At 64.6% G+C, this 22,315-nt stretch carries 18 protein-coding genes and 2 pseudogenes; 15 read left to right on the top strand and 5 right to left on the bottom strand.

Features of this window, described 5'->3' with window-relative positions; all coding sequences use genetic code 11:
- A partial coding sequence (locus Y708_RS21895) for a transposase (protein ID WP_035774891.1) occupies positions 1–260 on the top strand: 260 nt, incomplete at its 5' end.
- Positions 261–277: 17 nt separating this feature from the next.
- Here Y708_RS21895 and Y708_RS0100215 read toward each other — a convergent pair.
- Both Y708_RS0100215 and Y708_RS0100220 read right to left on the bottom strand, forming a co-directional pair.
- Positions 278–508, bottom strand: coding sequence for an ATP-binding cassette domain-containing protein (locus Y708_RS0100215; RefSeq protein ID WP_028278392.1), 231 nt, complete (start codon positions 506–508; stop codon positions 278–280).
- Positions 505–3,717 (bottom strand): ABC transporter permease, encoded by a 3,213-nt coding sequence (locus tag Y708_RS0100220; protein WP_028278393.1) that lies wholly within the window; start codon positions 3,715–3,717, stop codon positions 505–507. The genes Y708_RS0100215 and Y708_RS0100220 overlap by 4 nt, the downstream gene beginning before the upstream one ends.
- A gap of 181 nt (positions 3,718–3,898) precedes the next feature.
- Between Y708_RS0100220 and Y708_RS0100225 the strand changes: the two genes are divergently transcribed.
- The 5 genes and pseudogenes from Y708_RS0100225 (at position 3,899) to glmM (ending at position 7,517) form a co-directional block, all read left to right on the top strand.
- Positions 3,899–4,348: a DUF2975 domain-containing protein gene (locus Y708_RS0100225; RefSeq protein WP_028278394.1), complete on the top strand. Its 450-nt coding sequence runs from the start codon at positions 3,899–3,901 to the stop codon at positions 4,346–4,348.
- Positions 4,349–4,406: 58 nt separating this feature from the next.
- Positions 4,407–4,529: pseudogene (locus Y708_RS31380) on the top strand (YlcI/YnfO family protein); the annotation flags it as partial.
- Between the two features lie 368 nt (positions 4,530–4,897).
- Positions 4,898–5,341 carry a 50S ribosomal protein L13 gene (rplM, locus tag Y708_RS0100240; RefSeq protein ID WP_028278395.1) on the top strand — a complete coding sequence of 148 codons (444 nt, stop codon included), beginning with the start codon at positions 4,898–4,900 and terminating at the stop codon, positions 5,339–5,341.
- 41 nt (positions 5,342–5,382) lie between these two features.
- Positions 5,383–5,880, top strand: a complete 498-nt coding sequence (gene rpsI, locus Y708_RS0100245) for a 30S ribosomal protein S9 (RefSeq protein ID WP_028278396.1) — start codon at positions 5,383–5,385, stop codon at positions 5,878–5,880.
- A 281-nt stretch (positions 5,881–6,161) separates the two neighbouring features.
- A complete protein-coding gene (gene glmM, locus Y708_RS0100250) occupies positions 6,162–7,517 on the top strand; it encodes a phosphoglucosamine mutase (RefSeq protein WP_028278397.1) in 1,356 nt (451 codons plus the stop codon).
- Between the two features lie 31 nt (positions 7,518–7,548).
- Here the strand turns inward: glmM and Y708_RS21905 are convergent, their stop codons facing one another.
- The 3 genes from Y708_RS21905 to coaA all read right to left on the bottom strand — a co-directional run bounded on the left by Y708_RS21905 (position 7,549) and on the right by coaA (position 10,101).
- Positions 7,549–8,085: a hypothetical protein gene (locus Y708_RS21905; RefSeq protein WP_051478248.1), complete on the bottom strand. Its 537-nt coding sequence runs from the start codon at positions 8,083–8,085 to the stop codon at positions 7,549–7,551.
- Between the two features lie 145 nt (positions 8,086–8,230).
- A complete protein-coding gene (locus tag Y708_RS27865) occupies positions 8,231–8,908 on the bottom strand; it encodes a M15 family metallopeptidase (RefSeq protein ID WP_253905635.1) in 678 nt (225 codons plus the stop codon).
- Between the two features lie 251 nt (positions 8,909–9,159).
- Positions 9,160–10,101 carry a type I pantothenate kinase gene (coaA, locus tag Y708_RS0100265; RefSeq protein WP_028278399.1) on the bottom strand — a complete coding sequence of 314 codons (942 nt, stop codon included), beginning with the start codon at positions 10,099–10,101 and terminating at the stop codon, positions 9,160–9,162.
- Positions 10,102–10,221: 120 nt separating this feature from the next.
- On the opposite strand from coaA, the gene glmS reads away from it, so the two are divergent.
- The 9 genes and pseudogenes from glmS to Y708_RS30230 all read left to right on the top strand — a co-directional run.
- Positions 10,222–12,132, top strand: coding sequence for a glutamine--fructose-6-phosphate transaminase (isomerizing) (glmS, locus tag Y708_RS0100270; protein ID WP_028278400.1), 1,911 nt, complete (start codon positions 10,222–10,224; stop codon positions 12,130–12,132).
- A 13-nt stretch (positions 12,133–12,145) separates the two neighbouring features.
- Positions 12,146–12,517 (top strand): holo-ACP synthase, encoded by a 372-nt coding sequence (locus Y708_RS0100275; RefSeq protein WP_028278401.1) that lies wholly within the window; start codon positions 12,146–12,148, stop codon positions 12,515–12,517.
- A 10-nt stretch (positions 12,518–12,527) separates the two neighbouring features.
- Positions 12,528–14,096 carry an NAD(P)H-hydrate epimerase gene (locus Y708_RS0100280; RefSeq protein ID WP_028278402.1) on the top strand — a complete coding sequence of 523 codons (1,569 nt, stop codon included), beginning with the start codon at positions 12,528–12,530 and terminating at the stop codon, positions 14,094–14,096.
- Between the two features lie 77 nt (positions 14,097–14,173).
- Positions 14,174–16,360 carry a glycogen debranching protein GlgX gene (gene glgX / locus Y708_RS21915; RefSeq protein WP_035774895.1) on the top strand — a complete coding sequence of 729 codons (2,187 nt, stop codon included), beginning with the start codon at positions 14,174–14,176 and terminating at the stop codon, positions 16,358–16,360.
- Complete coding sequence (gene treY / locus Y708_RS0100290; RefSeq protein ID WP_028278403.1) at positions 16,357–18,666, top strand: malto-oligosyltrehalose synthase; 2,310 nt, start codon at positions 16,357–16,359, stop codon at positions 18,664–18,666. The genes glgX and treY overlap by 4 nt, the downstream gene beginning before the upstream one ends.
- Positions 18,663–20,417 carry a malto-oligosyltrehalose trehalohydrolase gene (gene treZ / locus Y708_RS21920; protein WP_035774896.1) on the top strand — a complete coding sequence of 585 codons (1,755 nt, stop codon included), beginning with the start codon at positions 18,663–18,665 and terminating at the stop codon, positions 20,415–20,417. The genes treY and treZ overlap by 4 nt, the downstream gene beginning before the upstream one ends.
- A 67-nt stretch (positions 20,418–20,484) precedes the next feature.
- Positions 20,485–21,531: an L-glyceraldehyde 3-phosphate reductase gene (mgrA, locus tag Y708_RS0100300; protein WP_028278404.1), complete on the top strand. Its 1,047-nt coding sequence runs from the start codon at positions 20,485–20,487 to the stop codon at positions 21,529–21,531.
- Positions 21,531–22,028, top strand: coding sequence for a GNAT family N-acetyltransferase (locus Y708_RS0100305; protein WP_028278405.1), 498 nt, complete (start codon positions 21,531–21,533; stop codon positions 22,026–22,028). Before mgrA ends, Y708_RS0100305 begins: the two co-directional genes overlap by 1 nt.
- 66 nt (positions 22,029–22,094) lie before the next feature.
- A pseudogene (locus Y708_RS30230) lies at positions 22,095–22,315 on the top strand (ISAzo13 family transposase); the annotation flags it as partial.

The following is a 22,315-nucleotide window of genomic DNA, read 5'->3' on the forward strand; positions in this document are numbered from 1 at the left end:
TGATCACGGCCTGGTGCGAACTCGCCGCAGCCTGCGGCATCCGGGAGTTCGCCAAAGCCGTCGCAACGATCCGCTCCCACACCCAAGGCATCCACGCCGCCATCACCAGAAACCTCTCCAACGGCCGCCACGAAGGACTAAACAACAAAATCCGCACAATGACCCGACAATCCTACGGATTCCACACCCCACAAGCCGCACTGGCCCTGATCACACTCGCCTGCGGACCAGTAAACATCAAACTTCCATACCAGAAATAACGGCGCCCACACTTACGTCAGTAGAGCCCGAAAACGGACCCGCTGTCCGGCTGGTCCAACCCGCCGATGCAGTTCAACAATGTGGTCTTCCCCGACCCGGACGGCCCGCACACCACCAGCAGCTCTCCCGGCGCCACGGAAAGGGACACATCGCGGCAGGCCTGCACCGCACTCTCACCCTTCCCATACGCCCGGTTGATGCCGGCAGCGCGCAGCGCGGCAGCGGGAGCCGAGCGTTTCCTGCTCATACGGTACCCAGCGCCTGGCGGTGCACGCGCTCGCCGTAGAACCAGCCAGCCACTGCGAGGATTACCAGCTGCGCCAGCAACAGCGCGCCCAGCGGCACGACGGCGAGTCTCAGCGGGGCACTCAGCGAGTCAGCGGCGCCCCCCAGCACCGCTTCGGCGAGCAGGGAGACCATCACGGCGGCCACCGCCAGTCCGGCCACCAGACCGAGTACGACGGCGGCGGCACCGACACCGAACAGCTCCCATCTGCGTCCGCACGCCTGGTCCCGCGCCTGCATGCCCAACGCCCGCAACACTGCGACCTCGTGCTGCCGCGACTGGACCAGGGTGACAACGCTCGCCGTCAGGGCAACCCCGCCGATCACCAGCGCACCAATGGTCCCGAGCCACAGTGCCGCTGCGGCCGGGGTGAGGAAGCGTGCAACCAGGCTCTTGTCGGAGGAGGACACCGACCCTTCGGTACCGGCGATTCCGGCGGCTGCCTGGACCACGGCGTCACGGTCACCTGCCGCCAGCCAGATTTCGCCGGGCCTGGGCTGCGTGGGCGAGGCGCCCAGCCAGGCTTCGCCCAGGGCCTGGAGATCGGCCATGACCGCCGCTGATTCGGTGGACCCGGGGATGACGGGAACGGCACCTGCGACCACAGCCGTCAGCTCGGTGCCGCCGGGACGGACCGATACTTCGTCCCCAACCGAGAGGTCAAGATCGGCGAGCAGTTCCGAGCCCACGGCCACGGGCAGCAACTGCTGATTATCCGGATTGGGCATCAGCCGGGCCTGGGCCGGGTTGACGGTGGCACCCTCCAGCGGGAAGGTGACGCCCACGCCGTCGTCGAGGTTCACCACGCCGTCCTGTGCCGTCCCAAAGATCCCCGGCGCAAGACCAACGGTGGTGTCCTCGGTGAAGCGGGCATCGCCGGAACCGATTCCGGCGTCGCTGGCAACACTGGTGAGCTCCAGACTGTAGCTCTGCGGCACGGGGTGAGCCTCGAGGGCTATGTCAATGGCCGCGATCGCGGTGGGACGCAGGCCCTCGGGGAGGTTGAAGGACACCGAGTGCGCCTGCGCGCCGGGGCCGGACAGGGTGAGCGTCCCGGCCGGCACCGGCGACAGGAAGCCGTTCCCGGAACGGATCCACGCCGTGAGGGTGGCCTGCCGTGCGGGGGTTGCGTCGTCGTCGTCCGGTTCCTGCGGTTCCGCCGTGTCCACCTGGTTTGAGCTGAACTGGAGCCGGACCTGTGTGGCTGAGAGCTGGAGGGCCAGCGCGGGTTCCGGGGCCGGGACGGTCCTGCTCAATGCCGTGGACAGTGCCCCGGCGTCGACAATGGCGCTCCCGGTGGTCATCAGTCCGGGCAGTTCGGCGGCATCGACGGCCAGCAGGGGAGCCCGCACCGATGACACGCTGGCCCCGCCCCGGTAGACAAGGGAGGCTGCCGAGACGGAATCGAGGGAAGCATAGGGATCAAGTGACGGCCGGCCGCCGGCGGTTGTGACGATGGCGGGCCCCGGCAGGGAGACGCGCACATCGGAGCCATTGGCCAGCTGGGACGCGGCCTGCTGGGATCCGCTGGTGGTCTGGGCGTAGGCCGCGGTGAAGGTGGCGCTGCCCACGGTGACGGTCACCAGTGCAATCGGGATGATGAACGCGGCAATGCGTCGGGACACCTGGCGCGCCGCCAGCGGAAATCCGAGGCCCCTCCGGCCCGCGGACAGGCGTTCGAGCGTGCGGGCGCCCCACAATGTGAGCAGGAGCGCCAACGCGGTGAAGGCAAGCAGCAGCATCGCCGGAGCGGGAGCGGCCAGGGGATTGACCTCCACGGCGCCGGACGACGTCTGGGACAGCGGCGATTGGTACAGCAGGAACTGCCACACGGACACACCGGTCACCGCAACCACCAGCGCCAGAACACCGAAGGAGGCCACCTTCGCACCGCGCCCGGCTTCCACCGCGGACGGGACTCCGGGATTCCGCAGGGAGTCCACCAGCGCAACGCCCACAAACACTCCGGTCGCTGCCAGCACGCAGGCCACCGGAACCGGCCAGGTGGTGGCGGCAAACTCCAGGACGCCATCCAGCCACGCGGTAGTGGTGCCGGTCAGCTGGGCGGACAGCAGGGGAGCGAGGACGACGGCGGCAGCCCAGCCCGCAGTGGCGCCCACCACGGCGAGGGGAACAATCTCCGTCGCCGCGACGCCGCACCGCTGCCCGGTGGATGCACCGCGTGCCCCAATCAAGGCGTCCTCAACGGCCCGGGCACCGGACATCAGGCGGGCGAACTGCACCAGGGTCACCGAGCTCAGGACCACCAGGAGGATCAAGGCGACAGGAACGACGGCGCGGACACCCTGGGTGGCATCGGCCGCGTCCGCCAATACTCCGGCCAGCTGCCCCGACGGGATGACCCCGCCGGTGTTGATCCCGGGATCTCCCAGCATCCGGGGAGCCAGCGACGCCAGGCCATTGTTCAGATCAGGCAGCACCGCGGCCGAGATCGACGCCGGGTCGATGGTGAAGACCCACTGGATCTTGGGTTCCGCCGAGAACCGCGCCACCTGGCCGGGCGGAATTCCCAGGGCAATTGGTTCCACCTCCGTTCCCTGCTCCGGGACAGGGTCCAGGAAGGCGGCGTCTGCCCCGGAGGGCTCCACTGTGGCGGCAAGCTCAACCTGGGTGGAGCCCTCCGCCCCGTCCACCGCGAAGGTGTCGCCAATTGCAAGGCCGAGCGAATCGGCTGCGGCAGCGGTCAACACCGCCGGAACAGTTCCGGAGCCGGGGGACCCGCCGGCAGTGAACGAATCAAGGGAGCCGGCTGCCGCCGTCGTCGTTGTTGGTTTCCACTCGACGGGGAGGAAGCTCAGGTCAGCGGAGAGGTTGGTGGCTGTTCCGCCGGAGGGAACGATGGTGCGGGGGACCGAGTAGGTGGTCTCCGAGCTGAGCAGCCCGGCGTCGAGGCGCAGTTCGGTGAAGGCAGCGTTCGCTGCGGTGCTTTGCGCGGCCGGATCGTCGGCGACCGTGGTGTGGATCCGGGCGTAGCCCTGTTCAGCCAGCGCCCCGCCGGCAAGGTTGCGGAGAGCGTCCGTGGCCGCAAGCTGCGTGTAGCCGGTGATGCCCGAGAGCACTGCGGCGATGAACGCGATGGTGAGGCACACCAGTCCAAGCAGACTCTTCCGGGCAGCACCACGCCGCGCAGCGAGTTTCAGGAACGTCAAGCTTTGGCCTCTCCCCATGTGTTGCCGCGGCGCCGGCGTATGAGCCACGCCACAACAGTCATCCTCCGCCATCCTAACCAACGCCTTCCTATCCCGTTCCGGCATGCCGCGGCGAGACTGCATCCACTTCGAGATCGCGGCCGCAGTTGACAGTCAATCTAGGTAAGACGACCATGGCGATATGATCGGTCAGCACGTTTCGCGCCTTCGTATCGTTCTCGGAGCACTCGTTCCCGCGGCCCTGCTACTTCAATTTGTGGTTGTCCCACGGACCGCGGCCAGCTACGCAGAGGCCTACCCTGAAGTTGCATATTTGGAGGCCCCGTATCTCATCGCGGCCGTGGTTACAATCGGCGGTTTCGAGGTGGCGCTGCTAGCAGCCTGGCAACTGCTCTCGGCCGCTGAGGAGGGCAAGGCTTCGACCCATCGCTCACAGCGATGGGCCAACGTCATGACAGCTTCTCTCTGTTTCATGGCTTTGCTTTCCGCCGGTGTTTGCGTGCACGCCGGGTCCGTCGAAAACATCGGCGGCCCCGCGATGTTATTTGGACTGCTTGCCTCGCTCGCCCTTGTGGCCGTCGCGCTTGGCCTGAGAAGCAAAACAAGAGAACGATTTCTACGCCAACTCTGACAATCAAGAACCTCAGGGCCCGGCCGTACGCCGCAAAGGCAAACTCAGCGAACCCGTACCCGTGCGGTTCCCCGAAGACCTGCTCACCCAGATACGCCACCGAGCAGCGGCAGACGATCGCTCACTGTCCAACTGGATCCGGCGCGCCGTGGAGCACGAACTCTCCCGCGACGCCAGTTGATCATGGTTGTTCCGCCGAGGGGCCGGCATATGGGACCATCGCCTTCACACGAATGGCAATGTGTTTCCCACGAATGCGGGGATGAGTCCGGATGGAATGCCTCAGGCGCCGTCCCGTCGTCGTTTTGACCTTGGTGCTAAAAGAGCGCTAATCTTGGTAGTCGTTGTGCGTGTCCCACCTCGATACGTCTATGTCCGTGTGGCGGCTCGGTTGCAGAGTCACCTGGCCCGCGGAAATAGCCGAGCTAATCGGGATCACCGGCATTATTTCAGCCCTCACCTGAAGTTCCGGTAAACGCATGCATCAGCTGCGTTGGCGCTTACTTTGTAGGGGCCAACCACCGTAGAACAGAAACGAAGGCAAAAACCGTGCGTACGTACACCCCGAAGCCAGGCGACATCAACCGCCAGTGGCACGTCATTGACGCCACCGACGTTGTCCTAGGCCGTCTTGCCAGCCAGACCGCAACACTGCTGCGCGGAAAGCACAAGCCGACCTTTGCACCCCATATGGATATGGGCGATTTCGTCATCATCATCAACGCTGAGAAGGTTGCCCTGACCGGCGCCAAGCTCGAACAGAAGCGTGCCTACCGCCACTCCGGTTTTCCGGGCGGCCTGAAGTCCACCAACTACGCCGAGCTCCTGGAGAAGAACCCAGAGCGCGCCGTGGAGAAGGCCATCAAGGGCATGCTTCCCAAAACCTCCCTTGCCGCACAGCAGATCGGCAAGCTCAAGGTTTACCGCGGGGCAGAGCACCCGCACGCTGCCCAGCAGCCCAAGACCTTTGAAATCACCCAGGTCGCCCAGTAGTCCTGGCCACCACACACTAAGAAACTTATTCAAGGAGAACCGTGGCTCAGAACACTGAAGAGCAGAATGCCCCAACCGAGGAGCTCACCAGCTACACCTCGGAATCGACCGACGCTGCCGAGGCTCCCGTCAAGGAGCGCCCGGCGCTGACCGTTGGCGGAGGTGCAGTTGGCCGCCGCAAGGAAGCCGTTGCACGCGTCCGCGTTACCCCCGGTACCGGAAAGTGGATTGTCAACGGACGCGAGTTGTCCGACTACTTCCCCAACAAGCTGCACCAGCAGGAAGTCAATGACCCGTTCAAGCTCCTCGAGCTGGACGGTTCCTACGACGTTGTTGCACGCATCCACGGCGGTGGCCCCTCCGGCCAGGCCGGCGCGCTGCGTCTCGGTGTTGCCCGCGCGCTCAACGAGATTGACCGCGACAACAACCGTGCACCCCTGAAGAAGGCCGGCTTCCTTACCCGTGACGCCCGCGTCATCGAGCGTAAGAAGGCTGGTCTGAAGAAGGCACGCAAGGCACCTCAGTACTCCAAGCGCTAGAAATTGCCTACCCCGGCCGAATCCGCTGGCGCGTCTTCGGCCGGGTCCCCTCGGCAATTTCAAGGGCTCGGCTCCACAAGCGCTAACAAGGCCGCTTACCTCGGCATCGACTCTCCCCAAATGGACATTCTCAGGCATCAATCAGGCCTCAAAGCGTCATTTTGGGGAGAGTGGATGAAGATTCACCCGTTACGCCCGTCCGGCATCTGCCGGGTGGGCGTAACGCGCTTAATAACGGCTTCGAACGGCTTGGAACCCCTCTGACTTAGGATGTACTTCAAATGAGTAGATTATTTGGGACCGACGGAGTCCGCGGACTGGCAAACGGACTGATCACGGCCGAACTCGCATTGCAGTTGGCACAGGCGGCAGCTGTGGTGCTGGGACATCAGAAAGTCACGGGCGGGCGAAGGCCAACGGCCGTCATCGCCCGCGACCCACGAATCAGCGGTGATTTCATCGCCGCAGCCGTTGAGGCCGGCCTGGCCAGTTCCGGCGTGGATGTCTTTGACGCAGGGGTTCTCCCCACCCCCGCCGCCGCGTTCCTTGTGGCGGACCTCGACGCCGACTTCGGCGTCATGATCTCGGCCTCGCACAATCCGGCGCCGGACAATGGCATCAAGTTCCTGGCCAAGGGCGGCCGGAAGCTCGACGACGCCGTGGAGGACGCCATCGAAGCTGAGCTCGCGCAGCCCCGGCTTCGCCCGGTGGGGCGGGAGGTGGGCCGCATCCAGCGTTTCGCCGACGCCGAGGACCGCTACATTGTGCACCTGCTCCAGTCCCTGCCCAACAGGCTGGACGGCCTCAAGATTGTTCTGGACTGCGCCAACGGCGCGGCAAGCGGGTGTTCGCCGCAGGTATTCTCGGACGCCGGCGCGGAGATTGTGGTGATCGGCGCCGACCCGGACGGCAACAACATCAATGAAGGCTGCGGTTCAACGCATCTCGAACTACTCCAATCCACGGTGTTGGAACACGGCGCCCATCTGGGCATTGCGCACGACGGCGACGCCGACCGCTGCCTTGCCGTGGACCACGAGGGCACCGTGGTGGATGGCGATCAGATTATGGCGATCATGGCCGTGGCTTTGAACTCGGCCGGACGGCTCAAGGAAAACACGCTGGTGGCAACGGTGATGAGCAACCTTGGGCTGAAGCTCGCGCTCCGCGACGCCGGCATCAGCATCCGCGAAACCGGAGTGGGGGACCGCTACGTTCTGGAGGGAATGCGCGACGGCGGCTACAGCCTGGGCGGCGAGCAATCCGGCCACGTGATCTTTGCTGAGTACGCCACCACCGGCGACGGCGTCCTGACTGGGCTTCAGCTGGCCGCCCAGGTTGCGCGCACCGGCCGCACCCTCAAGCAACTCTCCGGCGTCATGACCAAACTTCCCCAGGTGCTGATCAACGTGAAGGGCGTGGACAAATCGAGCGTCAACACCGACGAGCAGGTGCAGCAGGCAGTGATCGATGCGCAGGAGCTGCTCGGCGAACAAGGCAGGGTTCTGCTGCGGCCCTCCGGTACGGAGCCGGTTGTCCGAGTTATGGTCGAGGCTGCGGACATGGAAACCGCTGAACTCATAGCTGCACGTCTGGCTGACACAGTGCACCGCCAGCTCGCGCTTGAGCCGGCCTAACCTCTGGCCTCAGCGGCGCGCGGGGCTCTGTTCAGATATTCGAGGCCATATGTTCACGCAGGTACTCCCGGAGGTACGGCAGAGCGAAGTCAACATAGCCTCTGCGGCCAGGTTGTATTAGCTCCGCAGCGATCAGTCGAAGCCGGTACTGGCTCGCATAGTTGATGTTGACCTTCAGCCGTTCTTGAATGTCGGACATCGTCGATGGTCGATCGTCCTTCGCCATCGCGAGGAGGAACGACTTGTCAATGTCGGACGCGTCTGCCAGGGCCGGCTCATGCATAAGAGCTCCCAGTCGTCGCAACGCCCTATGTGTGCCTTCCTTCGCGTCCTCGGCGGAGATCTCGGCCTCCCGTGGGTGGAGCCTCCGTGTTTGCGCGCCCACCAGCTGGATCAGGAACGGGTATCCGCTGGTGCCCTCAGCCATCACCTGCAATACGTCGGCCCCGATGGTCCGTCCTGACGTTTTGATTGGCTCACGCAGTGCGCGATTCACTTCTGCGTGGGTGACCAGGCCTAGGGTGTGTCGCTCGGCCCGGCGAAGGAAGGTGAGGACCTCATCATTCACAACGTCGCTGATCGCTGAGGTTAGCCCTGCACCGACGAAGGCGAGTTCCCGCCCTTCCCGAAGGCATGCTGGACCGTCGTTGCGATTTCCCGCAGTTCTTTAGATTCTTTTAGAGATCTATCGATTCGGACCACGCTCGATCGCCTCAGTACCCGGGCGCCGCAGGCAAACCGAAATACTCCTCCAGGGTGACTATCCCTTGATCCCTCATATCCCCGGCGGTCTCGGTGCCAACAAACCGGAGATGCCAGGGCTCCGCAAAGAACCCGGTAACGCCCTGCGCTCCCTGCTGGTACCTGACGATGAAGCCGAACCTGTGCGCATTGTCTGCCGTCCAACTGCCAGCCGGAGTGTCGGCGAAGCAGGAACCCAGCGTGCAGGCGCCGTCGGACTGGCCAACATCAAACGCCAGCCCCGTCTGGTGTTCCGAGAAGCCTGGACGGGCTGAAACGTTGTCGGCCGCGGCGGTGTCGCCGCCGTACTGGTTCACCCAATGGTTGTACGTGCCCACCTGGACCGCGTATGACCGGTAGCCGCTGACCAGGGTCAGTCCAATGCCGTCAACTGCGGCGGCGGCGAACATCTCCTCCACAGCGGCTGCCGCGTCCGGCCGCAGCAGGGCATTTTCCTGGTTGGCCGCAAGCGAAACCTGCGGCAGGACAAGTTCCGCGGGAGCGAACTCCACGGGCTGAAGTGCCCGCTGCTTGTTGACCACCACCGTGATGGATGACGGATCCGAGTACTCATCCGCTTCGGCTGGCGTCTCGGCCGGCGTGGGTGATGGTTCAGGCGGCGGCGGTGCTGGCGCCGGGGAAGTGGGCACCGGAGGCGCGGAGACCGGAGGGGCCGGTATGGGTCGCTGTGATGGTCCGGGGACAGAGCCCCCGCTAGTCGCGGTGGTGGCCGGCGGTGAGGACTGCGGCTCAGCTGCGGGGGAGGACGACGACGGCGGTTGCGTTACCGGAAGCGACCTGGTGCTGTTGTCCGGAGTTGCTGGTCCGCACGCCGACAGCGCGGCGGTGAGGGCCGCCGTCGTAATCCACAGCGATGCCTTCAGGCGCCGGGAGCTGCCAGTCACGTTTTTCGCAGCAACATCCTTCGGATTGAGTGGTCGGCTTCCTTGGTGAGAACCAGTTGGGCCCTTCCACGGGTGGGCAGCACGTTGGCCATCAGGTTCGGTTCGTTGATGCGCCTCCAGATGTCCAGGGCCGTATCCCGCGCTTCCTCGTCCGTCAGCGACGCATACCGGTGAAAATACGAGTCCGGGTTCGCAAACGCGCCGCTGCGCAGGGATTGGAACCGCTGGACGTACCACTCCTCAATATAGGAGGTTTTCGCATCAACATAGATGGAAAAATCAAAGAAATCGCTCAGGGCAAGCCCGGACCTGCCGTCAGCGCGTGTCCGCGCCGGCGCAAGCACGTTCAGCCCTTCCACGATCAGCACATCGGGACGCCGAACCACAATCTCGCGGCCGGGGACAATGTTGTACGTCAGATGTGAATACCAAGGGGCCCGGACTTCCTCGGCGCCGCTCTTGACCTCGCTGACAAACCGCAGCAATCGCCGTCTGTCATAGGACTCCGGAAACCCTTTGCGCTGCATGAGACCGCGGCGCTCCAGCTCCTCGTTGGGGTAGAGGAAGCCGTCCGTGGTGACCAGCTCCACGTTTGGAGTGTCCGGCCACCGGCGCAGCAATTCCCGGAGCACGCGTGCGGTGGTGGACTTGCCCACAGCCACCGAGCCGCCAACGCCTATGACAAAGGGTGTGCGGGTGGTCTGCTCGCCCAGGAACGTGTTGGTTGCCGAGTGGAGCTCTCCCGCTGCGGCCACATACAGGTACAGGAGCCGGGACAGCGGAAGGTACACCTCGCGGACTTCGTCCAGGTTCAGGGCGTCCCCCAGACCCCGCAGCCGCTGGATGTCCTCAAGGTTCAGCGGTGACTTGATCTCGTGTGAGAGACGCGACCAGGTCTGCCTTTCGAGCTCAACAAACGGTGTGAAGTTGCTCTCCACCGTGCTGGCCGGGGCACCCCCGGGAGTTCGATCGCTCACCCTAGGAATTGTGCCTGTTGCGCGAAGCATTAACAAACGGGTGGCCAAATGGGCGCCCAGGCGGCAGGTACGCTTAAGCCCATGTGTGGAATTGTGGGATACGTGGGCAGGGAACGCGCCCAGACAGTCATGGCCGGAGAAGAGACCAACGGAGCGCACGGGGCGCTGGACGTTGTCATGGAAGGTCTGCGCAGGCTTGAATACCGGGGCTATGACTCGGCTGGCGTAGCAGTGCTGACCGGGGACGGCGTCGAATCTCGTAAGAAGGCCGGCAAACTCGCCAACCTGATTTCGGAACTGGAAACCGACCCGCTCCCGCGCTCCCTGACCGGGATCGGCCACACCCGTTGGGCCACCCACGGCGGCCCAACCGACCAGAACGCCCACCCGCATCTGGCGGACGGCGGACGGTTGGCGTTGATCCACAACGGAATCATCGAGAACTTCGCCGAGCTGAAGGCGGAACTGCTGGAGCAGGGCGTGGTGCTCATCTCCGATACCGACACCGAAGTCGCGGCCGCGCTGCTGGGCAGTATCTACCGCACCCTCTCGGAAGCGGGAACCCCCAACGCGCTGCCGCTGGCCATGCAGCAGGCATGTCAGCGACTAGAAGGGGCCTTCACCCTTCTCGCCATCCATCAGGACTCGCCTGACCTTGTGGTCGCGGCGCGCCGCAACTCACCCCTGGTGGTTGGCCTGGGCGATGGCGAGAATTTCCTGGGCTCAGACGTTTCCGGATTCATTGACTTCACCCGGCGGGCGGTGGAACTGGGGCAGGACCAGATTGTTACCATCACCCCGGAGGACGTAACCATCACCGACTTCCACGGCGCACCCGCTGAGGGCCGCGAGTTCCACGTTGACTGGGACGCCGCTGCCGCGGAAAAGGGCGGCTACCCGTCCTTCATGGAAAAGGAAATCAACGACCAGCCCGACGCCGTGGGCCAGACACTGCTCGGCCGCACGGATCTCAAGGGCAACCTGATCCTCGACGAGCTGCGAATCGATGAATCCATCCTCCGCTCGGTGGACAAGATTGTGGTGCTGGCCTGCGGCACCTCCGCGTATGCGGGCCAGGTTGCCAAGTACGCCATCGAACACTGGTGCCGCATCCCCACCGAGGTGGAGCTCTCCCACGAGTTCCGGTACCGGGATCCCATTGTGAATGAGAAGACCCTTGTTGTGGCAATCTCCCAGTCGGGCGAAACCATGGACACGCTGATGGCCGTCCGGTATGCCCGTGAGCAGGGCGCCAAGGTGGTTGCCATCTGCAACACCAATGGTTCCACCATCCCGCGTGAATCCGATGCGGTGCTGTACACGCACGCCGGTCCTGAAATCGCAGTGGCCTCCACCAAGGCCTTCCTGGCGCAGATCACCGCGGCCTACCTGCTGGGGCTTTATCTGGCACAGCTGAGGGGCAATAAGTACCGCGATGAAATTGCGGAGGTGCTCAGCGACCTGCATGAGATGCCGGAAAAGATCCAGCACATCCTGGACAACGCGGACCACGTTAAGAAGCTCGCCCGCGACATGTCGGATGCCAAGTCCGTTCTGTTCCTCGGCCGCCACGTGGGCTTCCCGGTGGCGATGGAAGGGGCACTGAAGCTCAAGGAGCTTGCCTACATCCACGCCGAGGGCTTTGCGGCCGGCGAGTTGAAGCACGGCCCGATCGCCCTGATCGAGGACGGGCAGCCGGTGGTGGTGGTCCTCCCATCACCCCGCGGACGTGATTCACTGCATTCCAAGGTTGTCTCGAACATCCAGGAAATCCGTGCACGTGGCGCCATCACCATTGTGATCGCCGAAGAAGGCGACGAATCGGTGGCCGACTTCTCCGAACATGTGTTCCACGTGCCGCAGACCCCCACGCTACTGGCGCCGCTGCTGACCACCGTGCCCCTGCAGATTTTCGCGTGCGAGCTGGCCACAGCCAAGGGCTACGACGTGGATCAGCCGCGCAACCTGGCCAAATCGGTCACCGTCGAGTGATGGCAGGCCGCGGATGATCATCGGGATCGGAGTGGACGTTGTGGACGTGGCCCGGTTTGAGCGTCAGCTGGAGCGGACGCCCGGGCTGCGGGACCGCCTCTTTGTTGCGGCTGAACGCGCCCTGAACACCCGCTCCCTCGCCGCCCGGTTCGCTGCCAAGGAGGCAGTTGCCAAGGCCTTGGGTGCACCCGCCGGAATGAATTGGCAGGACTGCTGGATTGGCCTGGACGAAAACGGCAGCCCCATGGTCGAGGTCAAGGACACCGTCGCCGCCGTTGCCAAGGCGCGGGGCGTGAAGCGCTGGCACCTCTCACTGAGCCACGACGGCGGTGTGGCCACGGCGATGGTGGTGGCCGAGGGAGCGCTACCCGGATCCGGCAGCTAAGCTACAAAGCATGCTTAGTGCATTTACCGGAGATCAAATTCGTGCCGCGGAAGCCCCACTGCTGGAAGCAGGACTGGGCAATGCCCTGATGCAGCGGGCAGCGCATGGCCTGTACGCCGCTGCGGTGGCTGCGCTTGTATCCGCCACGGGACGGAGCTACGGCCGCACAGTGGTTGTCCTCGCCGGCAGCGGGAACAACGGCGGTGACGCACTATTTGCCGGTGCGCGTCTTGCCAAACGTGGGTCCAGCACGACGGCGGTGCTCACCTCCGACCGGACGCACCCAGAGGCGCTGGCCGCCTTCGAGGCCGCAGGTGGCAGGGTGGAACGGCTGAGCGCGGAATCGACCGGACGCCTGGCAATTCAATGCACGCGTGCCCACCTGATTATCGACGGAATTCTTGGCACCGGGGCGCGCGGGGGACTGCGCGAACCGGCAGCGGGCCTGGTACGTGAGCTGGAGGCTGCCCGGGCCGCACCGGCCCGTGCCGGGCGGTCGCGCGCCGTCGTCGTCGCCTGTGACCTGCCCAGTGGTGTGGATGTGAACACCGGGGTGGGGCACAATCCCATTCTCGGAGCGGATGTCACCGTCACATTCGGCGGCATGAAAACAGGCCTGCTGATGGGCGAGGGCGCCTGGAAATCCGGACGCATTGTGACCGGCGAAATTGGATTGGGCTCCCTCGGGGACCCGTCCATGCGCAGGCTGGAATCGTCCGACCTCGCGGACCTCTATCCGCAGCCGCAACCCACGGACCACAAGTACAGCCGTGGCGTCCTGGGCATCGCCGCAGGATCCGACAAGTATCCGGGAGCGGCGGTGCTGGCCACCGGAGCCGCACTCGCCACGGGAGTGGGCATGGTCCGCTATCTGGGCCCGCCGTCGGTTGCAGCGCTGATCCATGCAACTCATCCCGAGGCGGTCTGCTCGCAGGGATCCGTGGGTCTATCGCACGTGCAGGCATGGCTGGTGGGGCCGGGCGCCGAGGAGGACCCGGGGCAGCGCCAGCGCGCCCGCGACGCGATCTCCTCCGGCCTTCCCACCGTGGTGGACGCCGGAGCGCTGCCCCTGCTGCCCAAACGGGTAGGACCCCATGTCATCCTGACCCCGCACGCCGGTGAACTGCAGGCGCTGCTGGCCCGGCGCAGGGTGCGGGTTTCACGGGAGGACATCGAGACGGCACCCGCGGAGTTTGCGCTGAAGGCAGCCGAGCTGACGGGCGCCACGGTGCTCCTGAAGGGCTTTGTCACAGTGGTCGCGGCACCAACCGGCGAACTGTTCAGCCAGGCCAACGCAACGCCGTGGCTGGCCACTGCAGGCTCCGGCGACACCCTGGCGGGAATTCTCGGCGCGCTGGCGGCCACGTTGACGGACGAGGACGACGACGCCGTCACGCGCCTTGGGCTGTCCCCGACGGCCAGATGGGCGGTTGTGGGTGCAGCGGCGGCCGTCATTCATGGACTGGCTGGGACCCGCGCTGCGGAGCGTGGCCCGGTGGTGGTTTCCAATCTTCCCCGGGACATTGGCGCAGCCATTGCGGACCTGCTGAGGCCGCCCGTCCCACCACATAAGTCTTAATTCACCAAAATGTCACGGGCTTGCGCTATGAAGGTAGCTGGACCGTCAATACCCACGAAAGCGATCGAGGAACACTTATGGAACTCTGGCCCGGCGAAGCCTACCCATTGGGGGCTACCTATGACGGCACCGGCACCAACTTTGCGCTGTACAGCGAGATCGCGGACAAAGTGGAGCTGTGCCTGATTGACGACGACGGCGGCGAGACCCGCGTGGAACTCAAGGAAGTGGACGGCTATGTGTGGCACGGCTACCTCCCGCATGTCACCCCGGGCCAAAAATACGGCTACCGGGTGCACGGTGCCAACGCTCCGGACGAGGGTCACCGCTGCAACCCCAACAAGCTGCTGCTGGACCCTTATGCCAAGGCCGTCCACGGCGAGCTCGACTGGGACCAGGCACTATTTGGCTACAACTTCGGCGACGAGAATTCCGTCAACAACGAGGACTCAGGCCCTCACATGATGCTGGGTGTGGTGATCAACCCTTTCTTCGACTGGGACGGCGACCGCATGCCGCGCACGCCCTACCACCAGTCGGTCATTTACGAGGCACACGTCAAGGGACTCACCCAGTTGCACCCGGAGGTCCCCGAGGAGCAGCGCGGCACCTACGCCGGCGTCGCCCATCCGGCGGTGATCGCCCACCTGCAAAAGCTCGGCGTCACCGCCATTGAGCTCATGCCGGTACACCAGTTTGTGAACGACAGTACGCTGCAGGAAAAGGGCCTGAACAACTACTGGGGTTACAACACCATCGGCTTCTTCGCCCCGCACAACACCTACGGCTCCAGCGGTGACCTGGGCGAGCAGGTCCAGGAGTTCAAGGCGATGGTCCGGGAACTGCACCTGGCCGGCATCGAAGTGATCCTGGACGTCGTCTACAACCACACGGCCGAGGGCAACCATATGGGCCCCACGCTCTCAATGCGCGGGATCGACAACGCCGCCTACTACCGGCTGGTGGAGGACGACAAGCAGTACTACATGGACACCACCGGTACCGGCAACTCGCTGCACGTGGGCCACCCGCACTCCCTGCAGCTGCTCATGGATTCGCTGCGCTACTGGGTCACCGAAATGCACGTGGACGGTTTCCGGTTTGACCTTGCCTCGGCGCTTGCCCGCGAGTTCTACGAGGTGGACCGGTTGAGCGCCTTCTTCGAACTGGTGCAGCAGGACCCGGTGGTCTCCCAGGTCAAACTCATTGCAGAGCCCTGGGACGTTGGGCCCGGCGGCTACCAGGTGGGCAACTTCCCGCCGCAGTGGACGGAGTGGAACGGCAAATACCGCGACACCGTGCGGGACTTCTGGCGTGGAGAGCCCTCCAGCATCGGCGAGTTCGCCTCCCGGCTCACCGGCTCGGCTGACCTGTATGAGCACTCGGCGCGCCGCCCTGTGGCGTCGATCAACTTTGTCACGGCCCACGACGGCTTCACGCTGCGGGACCTCGTCTCCTACAACGAGAAGCACAACGACGCCAACGGCGAGGACAACAACGACGGCGAATCGCACAACCGCTCCTGGAACTGCGGCGCGGAGGGTCCCACTGATGACCCCGAGGTGCAGTCCCTGCGCGTGCGTCAGCAGCGCAACTTCATAGCCACCCTGCTGCTCTCGCAGGGCGTGCCGATGCTGCTGCACGGCGACGAACTTGGCCGCACACAGGACGGCAACAACAACACGTACTGCCAGGACTCGGAACTCTCTTGGGTGCACTGGGACAAAATGGATCAGCCGCTGCTGGAATTCACGGCGGCCGTGAACAGGCTGCGCTCCGAGCACCCAACCTTCCGCCGTCGTCGTTTCTTTGACGGACGTCCCGTGCGCCGTGGCGAAGGTGAGGCCCTACCGGACATCGTGTGGCTGGATACCGCGGGAGACCTGATGGCACCCGAGGACTGGGACAGCGACTTTGGCCGGTCCATCGGCGTTTTCCTCAACGGGCAGGGAATCACCGGCCGCGATGCCCGCGGGCAGCGGATCACCGACGCCAACTTCCTGATGTACTTCAATGCGCACGACGACGTCGTGAAGTTCACGCTTCCCTCCGAGGAGTATGCGCCGATGTGGGATGAGGTCATTGACACCGCAGGGAAGTACGCGGACTCTGAACCCATTCCGGCGGGCCAGACCATCTCGGTGGAGGCGAAGTCAATGGTGGTTCTGAGGGCCCACACCGAAGCCGAGGACCTGGACCACTCGGTGGCTGCATCGCTGGCCATTCTGGCCAACGAGCACACTATCAGGACGGGCTCGGCATGAGAATCCCACAGTCCACCTACCGGCTGCAGATTAGATCCAGCTTCGACCTGGCGGAGGCCGCCGCGGTCATCCCGTATCTGGTGGACCTTGGCGTGGACTGGGTCTACCTGTCACCGGTGCTGACTGCCGAGAAGGGATCCGACCATGGCTATGACGTCACCGATCCCACCTCGGTGGATCCGGACCGCGGCGGACGGCAGGGCCTGGTGGCGCTGTGCAAGGCAGCCCACGAGGCGGGGCTCGGCGTCCTGGTGGACATTGTGCCCAACCACGTGGGCGTTGAGACGCCGGCGCAGAACGCCTGGTGGTGGACCCTCCTCGGGGAGGGACAGCAGTCGAAGTGGGCTGAAGCGTTCGATGTGGACTGGGTGGCCGGTGGCGGGCGGATCCGTCTGCCGGTGCTTGGGGACAGTCCTGACGAACTCTCCGCGCTGAAGATTGTGGACGGGGAGCTGCGCTACTACGATCACAGTTTCCCGCTCGCGGAGGGCAGCTTCAGCCTCGGCGATAATCCACGTGAGGTCCATGATCGCCAGCACTATGAGCTGGTGAACTGGCGCCGCGCCGACAGCGAGCTGAACTACCGACGCTTCTTCGGCGTCAACACCCTGGCCGGCGTTCGGGTGGAAGTCCCGTGGGTCTTTGACGAGGCACACTCCGAGGTACGCAGCTGGTTCACCGATTCCCTGGTGGACGGGCTGCGGATCGACCACCCTGACGGACTGGCCGATCCCGCCGGATACCTGGACCGGCTCCGAGAGCTGACCGGGGGCGCCTATACCCTTGTCGAGAAGATCCTGGAACCCGGGGAGACGCTGCCCGGAGGTTGGGCCTGCGAGGGGACAACCGGCTACGATGCGCTCGCCGACGTCGACCGCTTGTTTGTGAATCCCGCGGGCCGCGCCGGGCTGGAAACCGCAGCGCCGGCGGAGCCGTTCCATTCCATGATCCACGGCACCAAGCGGGCCATCGCGGACGGCATCCTGCATTCGGAAGTGCTGCGGTTGGCGCGCCTGGTCCCTGCGGAGGCGGGACTCGATGATGATTCCGCTGCGGACGCCTTGGCGGAGCTGCTCACCTGCTTCCCGGTGTACCGGAGTTACCTGCCGCACGGGGCGCATCACCTGGCCGAGGCAGTGGTTGCCGCGCGCATCCGCCGCCCGAACCTCAGCGATGTCATTGATGCGCTGCACCCTCTCCTGAACCCGTTCCTGGACGGTTCTGAACTGACCGGGTTGGCAATCCGGTTTCAGCAGACCTCCGGAATGGTCATGGCCAAGGGCGTAGAGGACACCGCGTTCTACCGGTACAACCGGTTGACCTCGCTCAATGAGGTGGGAGCAGATCCATCGATCTTCGCGTTGGACGGCTTCGAACTGCACCGCCGACTGACGGAGCGGCAGCAGGAGTTGCCCCATTCCATGAACGCGCTGAGCACCCATGACACCAAGCGCGGCGAGGACACCAGGGCACGCATCAGCGTGCTGTCCGAGCTGCCGGAGGAATGGGCGGCCGCGTTTGACCGGCTGAACCGTTTGGCCCCCATTGGAGACCTGTCATTCGCCTCGCTGCTGTGGCAGGCATTGATTGGCGCCTGGCCGCTGAGCCGGGAGCGGGCTCACGCTTACGCCGAGAAGGCCTCACGCGAGGCCGGAAACAGTACGGCTTGGACAGCGCCCAGCGCGGAGTTCGAGGAGTGCATGCATGCGGCCGTCGACGCAGCCTTCGACAACGCCGAGGTTCATGACCTGCTGACCGGACTCGTGGGCCGTATTGAGGGCTATGGATGGTCCAACTCCCTGGCAGCCAAACTGGTGCAGCTCACCATGCCCGGCGTCCCCGACGTGTATCAGGGCTCGGAATTCTGGGAGACCTCCCTGGTGGATCCGGACAATCGGCGGGCGGTCGACTTCCCAGCGCGGAAACAGGCACTGGTGGATCTGGCCTTCGGTGCGTTGCCCCGGATCGATGAGGGTGGAGTGGCTAAGCTCCTCGTGGTGTCCCGCGCGCTGCGCCTGCGCCGCGACTCACCGGAGCTCTTCACGGGATACCGGGCCGTGTCCGCCACAGGACTCGGGGTGGACCATGTCTTCGCATTCGACCGGGGTGGCGCGGTCACCCTGGTCACCCGGTTGCCGCTGGAACTGGAACACGCGGGCGGCTGGCGGGATACCGCCGTCGTACTGCCGGCCGGTACGTACAGCTGCGCCATTACCGGTGCGTCCTTTGACGGCGGTCCGGTGCCGGCAGGCAAAATCTTTGAAACCTATCCAGTGGCACTGCTGGTCCGGGAGGATGCGCGATGAGCAAACGGTTCGATGTGTGGGCGTCCAAGCCGTCCGCGGTGACGCTCGTTGCCAACGGGGAGCACATCCCGATGGTGCGCGGGGACGGCCACTGGTGGTCTGCTCCCGATGCACCGTTGTCGGGTGACGTGGACTACGGCTACCTGCTGGATGGCGTTGACACGCCGGTGCCCAACCCGCGCTCGCGGCGCCAGCCGGACGGCGTCCATGGCCTGTCGCAGACGTTCGACCCCGGAGCGCACCAGTGGCAGGACGCGGCGTGGGTATCGCCCGGAATGAACGGCGGCGTGATCTACGAGATGCACATCGGGACGTTCACACCCGCTGGCACGTTGGACTCTGCCATCGCGAAACTGGATTACCTGGTTGAGCTGGGCGTGGACTTTGTTGAACTGCTGCCGGTCAATGCGTTCAATGGAACGCACAACTGGGGGTACGACGGCGTTCTCTGGTTCGCGGTCCAGGAAACCTATGGCGGGCCGGCGGCCTATCAACGGTTTGTTGACGCAGCCCACCAGCGCGGAATCGGCGTCATCCAGGATGTGGTGCACAACCACCTGGGGCCGAGTGGCAATTACCTCACCCAGTTTGCGCCCTACCTCACCGAGGGCATGTCCAACACCTGGGGGGATTCGCTCAACCTGGACGGACCGTTCTCCGACGAGGTGCGGGATTACGTGACGGACAACATCCTCATGTGGTTCCGCGACTTCCACGTGGACGGGCTGCGGCTCGACGCTGTGCACGCCTTGCATGACGAGCGGGCCGTCCATATCCTTGAGGAATTCGCGGCAGCCACGGACCTGTGCTCTTCAGAGCTGGGCAAGCCGCTGTTTCTTATTGCGGAGTCGGACCTGAACAACCCCCGCTTGATCTCCTCACGTTCGCGGGGCGGGTACGGGCTCGCCGGGCAGTGGAGCGACGACTTCCATCATGCAGTGCACGTCAACCTTACGGGTGAAACCGCCGGGTACTACTCCGACTTTGACTCGGTGGGCGCGCTGGCGAAGGTCTTCACCGACGGTTTCTTCCACAACGGCACCTACTCCTCCTTCAGGGAGAGGCATCATGGGCGGGCGATTGACGCCTCTGTGATCAGCGCGCACCAACTGGTGGTGTGCACGCAGAACCACGACCAGATCGGGAACCGCGCGGCGGGGGACCGGCTTTCCGCCACGCTGGGCTATGAGCAGCTGGCTCAGGCCGCCGTGCTGAACCTTGCCGGTCCATTCACGCCCATGCTGTTCATGGGCGAAGAGTACGGGGCGACCACGCCGTGGCCGTTCTTCACCTCGCACCCTGAACCGGAACTGGGCAAGGCGACTGCCGAAGGGCGGCTCCGGGAGTTTGAGCGCATGGGCTGGGACCCGGACACGGTGCCCAACCCGCAGGACCCCGCTACCTTTGCCTCGGCGAAACTCGATTGGGCGGAGACGGAAGTTGCGGCGCATGCCCGTCTACTTGGGGTGTACCGTGCGTTAATTCAGCTTCGCCGGGATGAGCCCGATCTCCGCGACCCGGATTTCGGCGCCGTCTCGGTGGACTTCAGCGAGGACCAACGGTGGCTGATCCTGCGCAGGGGAGCTCTCGCCGTCGTCGTCAATCTGTCCGACGTGGAACGGGAGGTGTCGGTGGAAGCGGTCACGGTGCTGCTGTCCACGGTGCCCGGTGAGGCGCTGCTGCCCGGGAGCGTCCGGCTGCCGGCGCACGGAGCAGTTGTCGCATCGACTCTCCCCAAAGTGACCTTCTGACGCCCATTTTGGTGCTGAAGCGGTCCCTTTGAGGAGAGTCGATGTAAATGCCACATAGGATTGACCAATGACCTTCCACCCCGCTGAAAACCGTTATGAGTCCATGCCGTACCGCCGTGTTGGGCACAGCGGCCTGAAACTGCCGGCCGTGTCGCTGGGACTGTGGCACAACTTCGGTGATGACAAGCCCTTCGATACGCAGCGTGCCATCCTGCGCCGTGCCTTCGACCTGGGCGTCACGCACTTTGACCTGGCCAACAATTACGGCCCGCCCTTCGGAAGCGCCGAGACCAACTTTGGCCGCCACTTCCAGGACGATTTCAAGCCGTTCCGCGATGAACTGGTGATCTCCAGCAAGGCCGGATATGACATGTGGCCGGGACCGTACGGCGAATGGGGATCCCGCAAGTACATGCTGGCCAGCCTCGACCAGTCGCTGAACCGCATGGGCCTGGATTACGTGGACATCTTCTACAGCCACCGGCCAGACCCGGAGACTCCCCTTGAGGAAACCATGGGTGCCTTGGACACTGCCGTGCGCTCAGGACGGGCGCTGTATGCGGGAATCTCCTCCTATTCACCGGAAAAGACCATCGAAGCCGCCAAGATTCTGCGGGAACTGGGCACGCCGCTGCTGATTCACCAGCCGTCCTACTCCATGCTGAACCGCTGGGTGGAGAACGGGCAGCCCAACCTTCCGGAGGCTCTGGAAGCCGAAGGTGTAGGCTCCATTGCATTTTCACCACTCGCTCAGGGCCTGCTGACCGACCGCTACCTCGATGGTGTTCCCGAGGGCTCACGGGCCGCGGCAGGGAAATCACTGTCTGAGGACCACCTGTCCGAGGACAACCTGCGCAGGGTCCGCGGACTCAACGGCATTGCCGAATCGCGTGGTCAGTCGCTCGCTCAGATGGCAATTGCCTGGATCCTCCGTCCGCAGTCAAAGGGGAGCGCCATCACGTCAGCGCTGATTGGAGCCTCCAGCGTGAAGCAGTTGGAGAACAGCCTTGCCGCGGTCAACAACTTGGCGTTCAGCCAGGATGAGCTGCATGCCATCGACGAGTTTGCCGTGGAGTCGGACATCAATCTGTGGGCCAAGGCGCTCGACGCCTGATGTTCACCGTCCGTCCGGCCACGGAATCCGATTGGCCCGGCATCTGGGCAATCATGGAACCCGTGGTGCGGGCGGGCGCAACCTACTGCTGGGACACCTCCATGACCGAGGGACCGGCACGCCGCGAGTGGCTGGATAGCCCTGACCCCACCGTCCGCGTCTATGTCGCGGCGGATAACGACGGCGCCCTGTTGGGTACCGCCCAACTGCATGCCAACAGGCCAGGCAGTGGAGCGCACATGGCCAATGCCAGCTTCATGGTTGCTGCTGTTGCCTCCGGGCGCGGTGTGGCACGGACGCTCGGGGAGTACGTGTTGTCGCGTGCCCGGGCGCAGGGCTACCGGGCCATGCAGTTCAACGCCGTTGTGGAGACGAATGTGCGGGCTGTGAAGTTGTGGGAGTCACTGGGGTTCCGCATCCTCACGACGGTCCCCGGCGCCTTCAACCATCCCGACCAGGGGTATGTGGGGCTGCACCTGATGTTCCGGGAGCTCTGAAAATCCGCTAAGGACTCGCGACATAATAACTTAGGTTTTATGGTGTGTCGGCTCTAGGATTGTGTTATGGCCGTGGGTGAGCAGTTGGTGGAGTCAGCGACAGAGAGGTATACGGTGTTGCGTCCGCATTTGGACGAGCGGCAGCGCCGTTTGTTGTTGGGGGTGGAGGCAACCGGGCTGGGGCGTGGCGGGATCAAGGCGATGGCCATGGCGACCGGGGTCCATCCCGATACCATTGCCCGCGGAGTCCGAGAGATGGCGGGGAATCCCGGGCCGCAGTCGCGGGT

Source organism: Arthrobacter sp. H5, from assembly GCF_000520595.1.
In the GTDB taxonomy this organism is placed as follows: domain Bacteria; phylum Actinomycetota; class Actinomycetes; order Actinomycetales; family Micrococcaceae; genus Arthrobacter_D.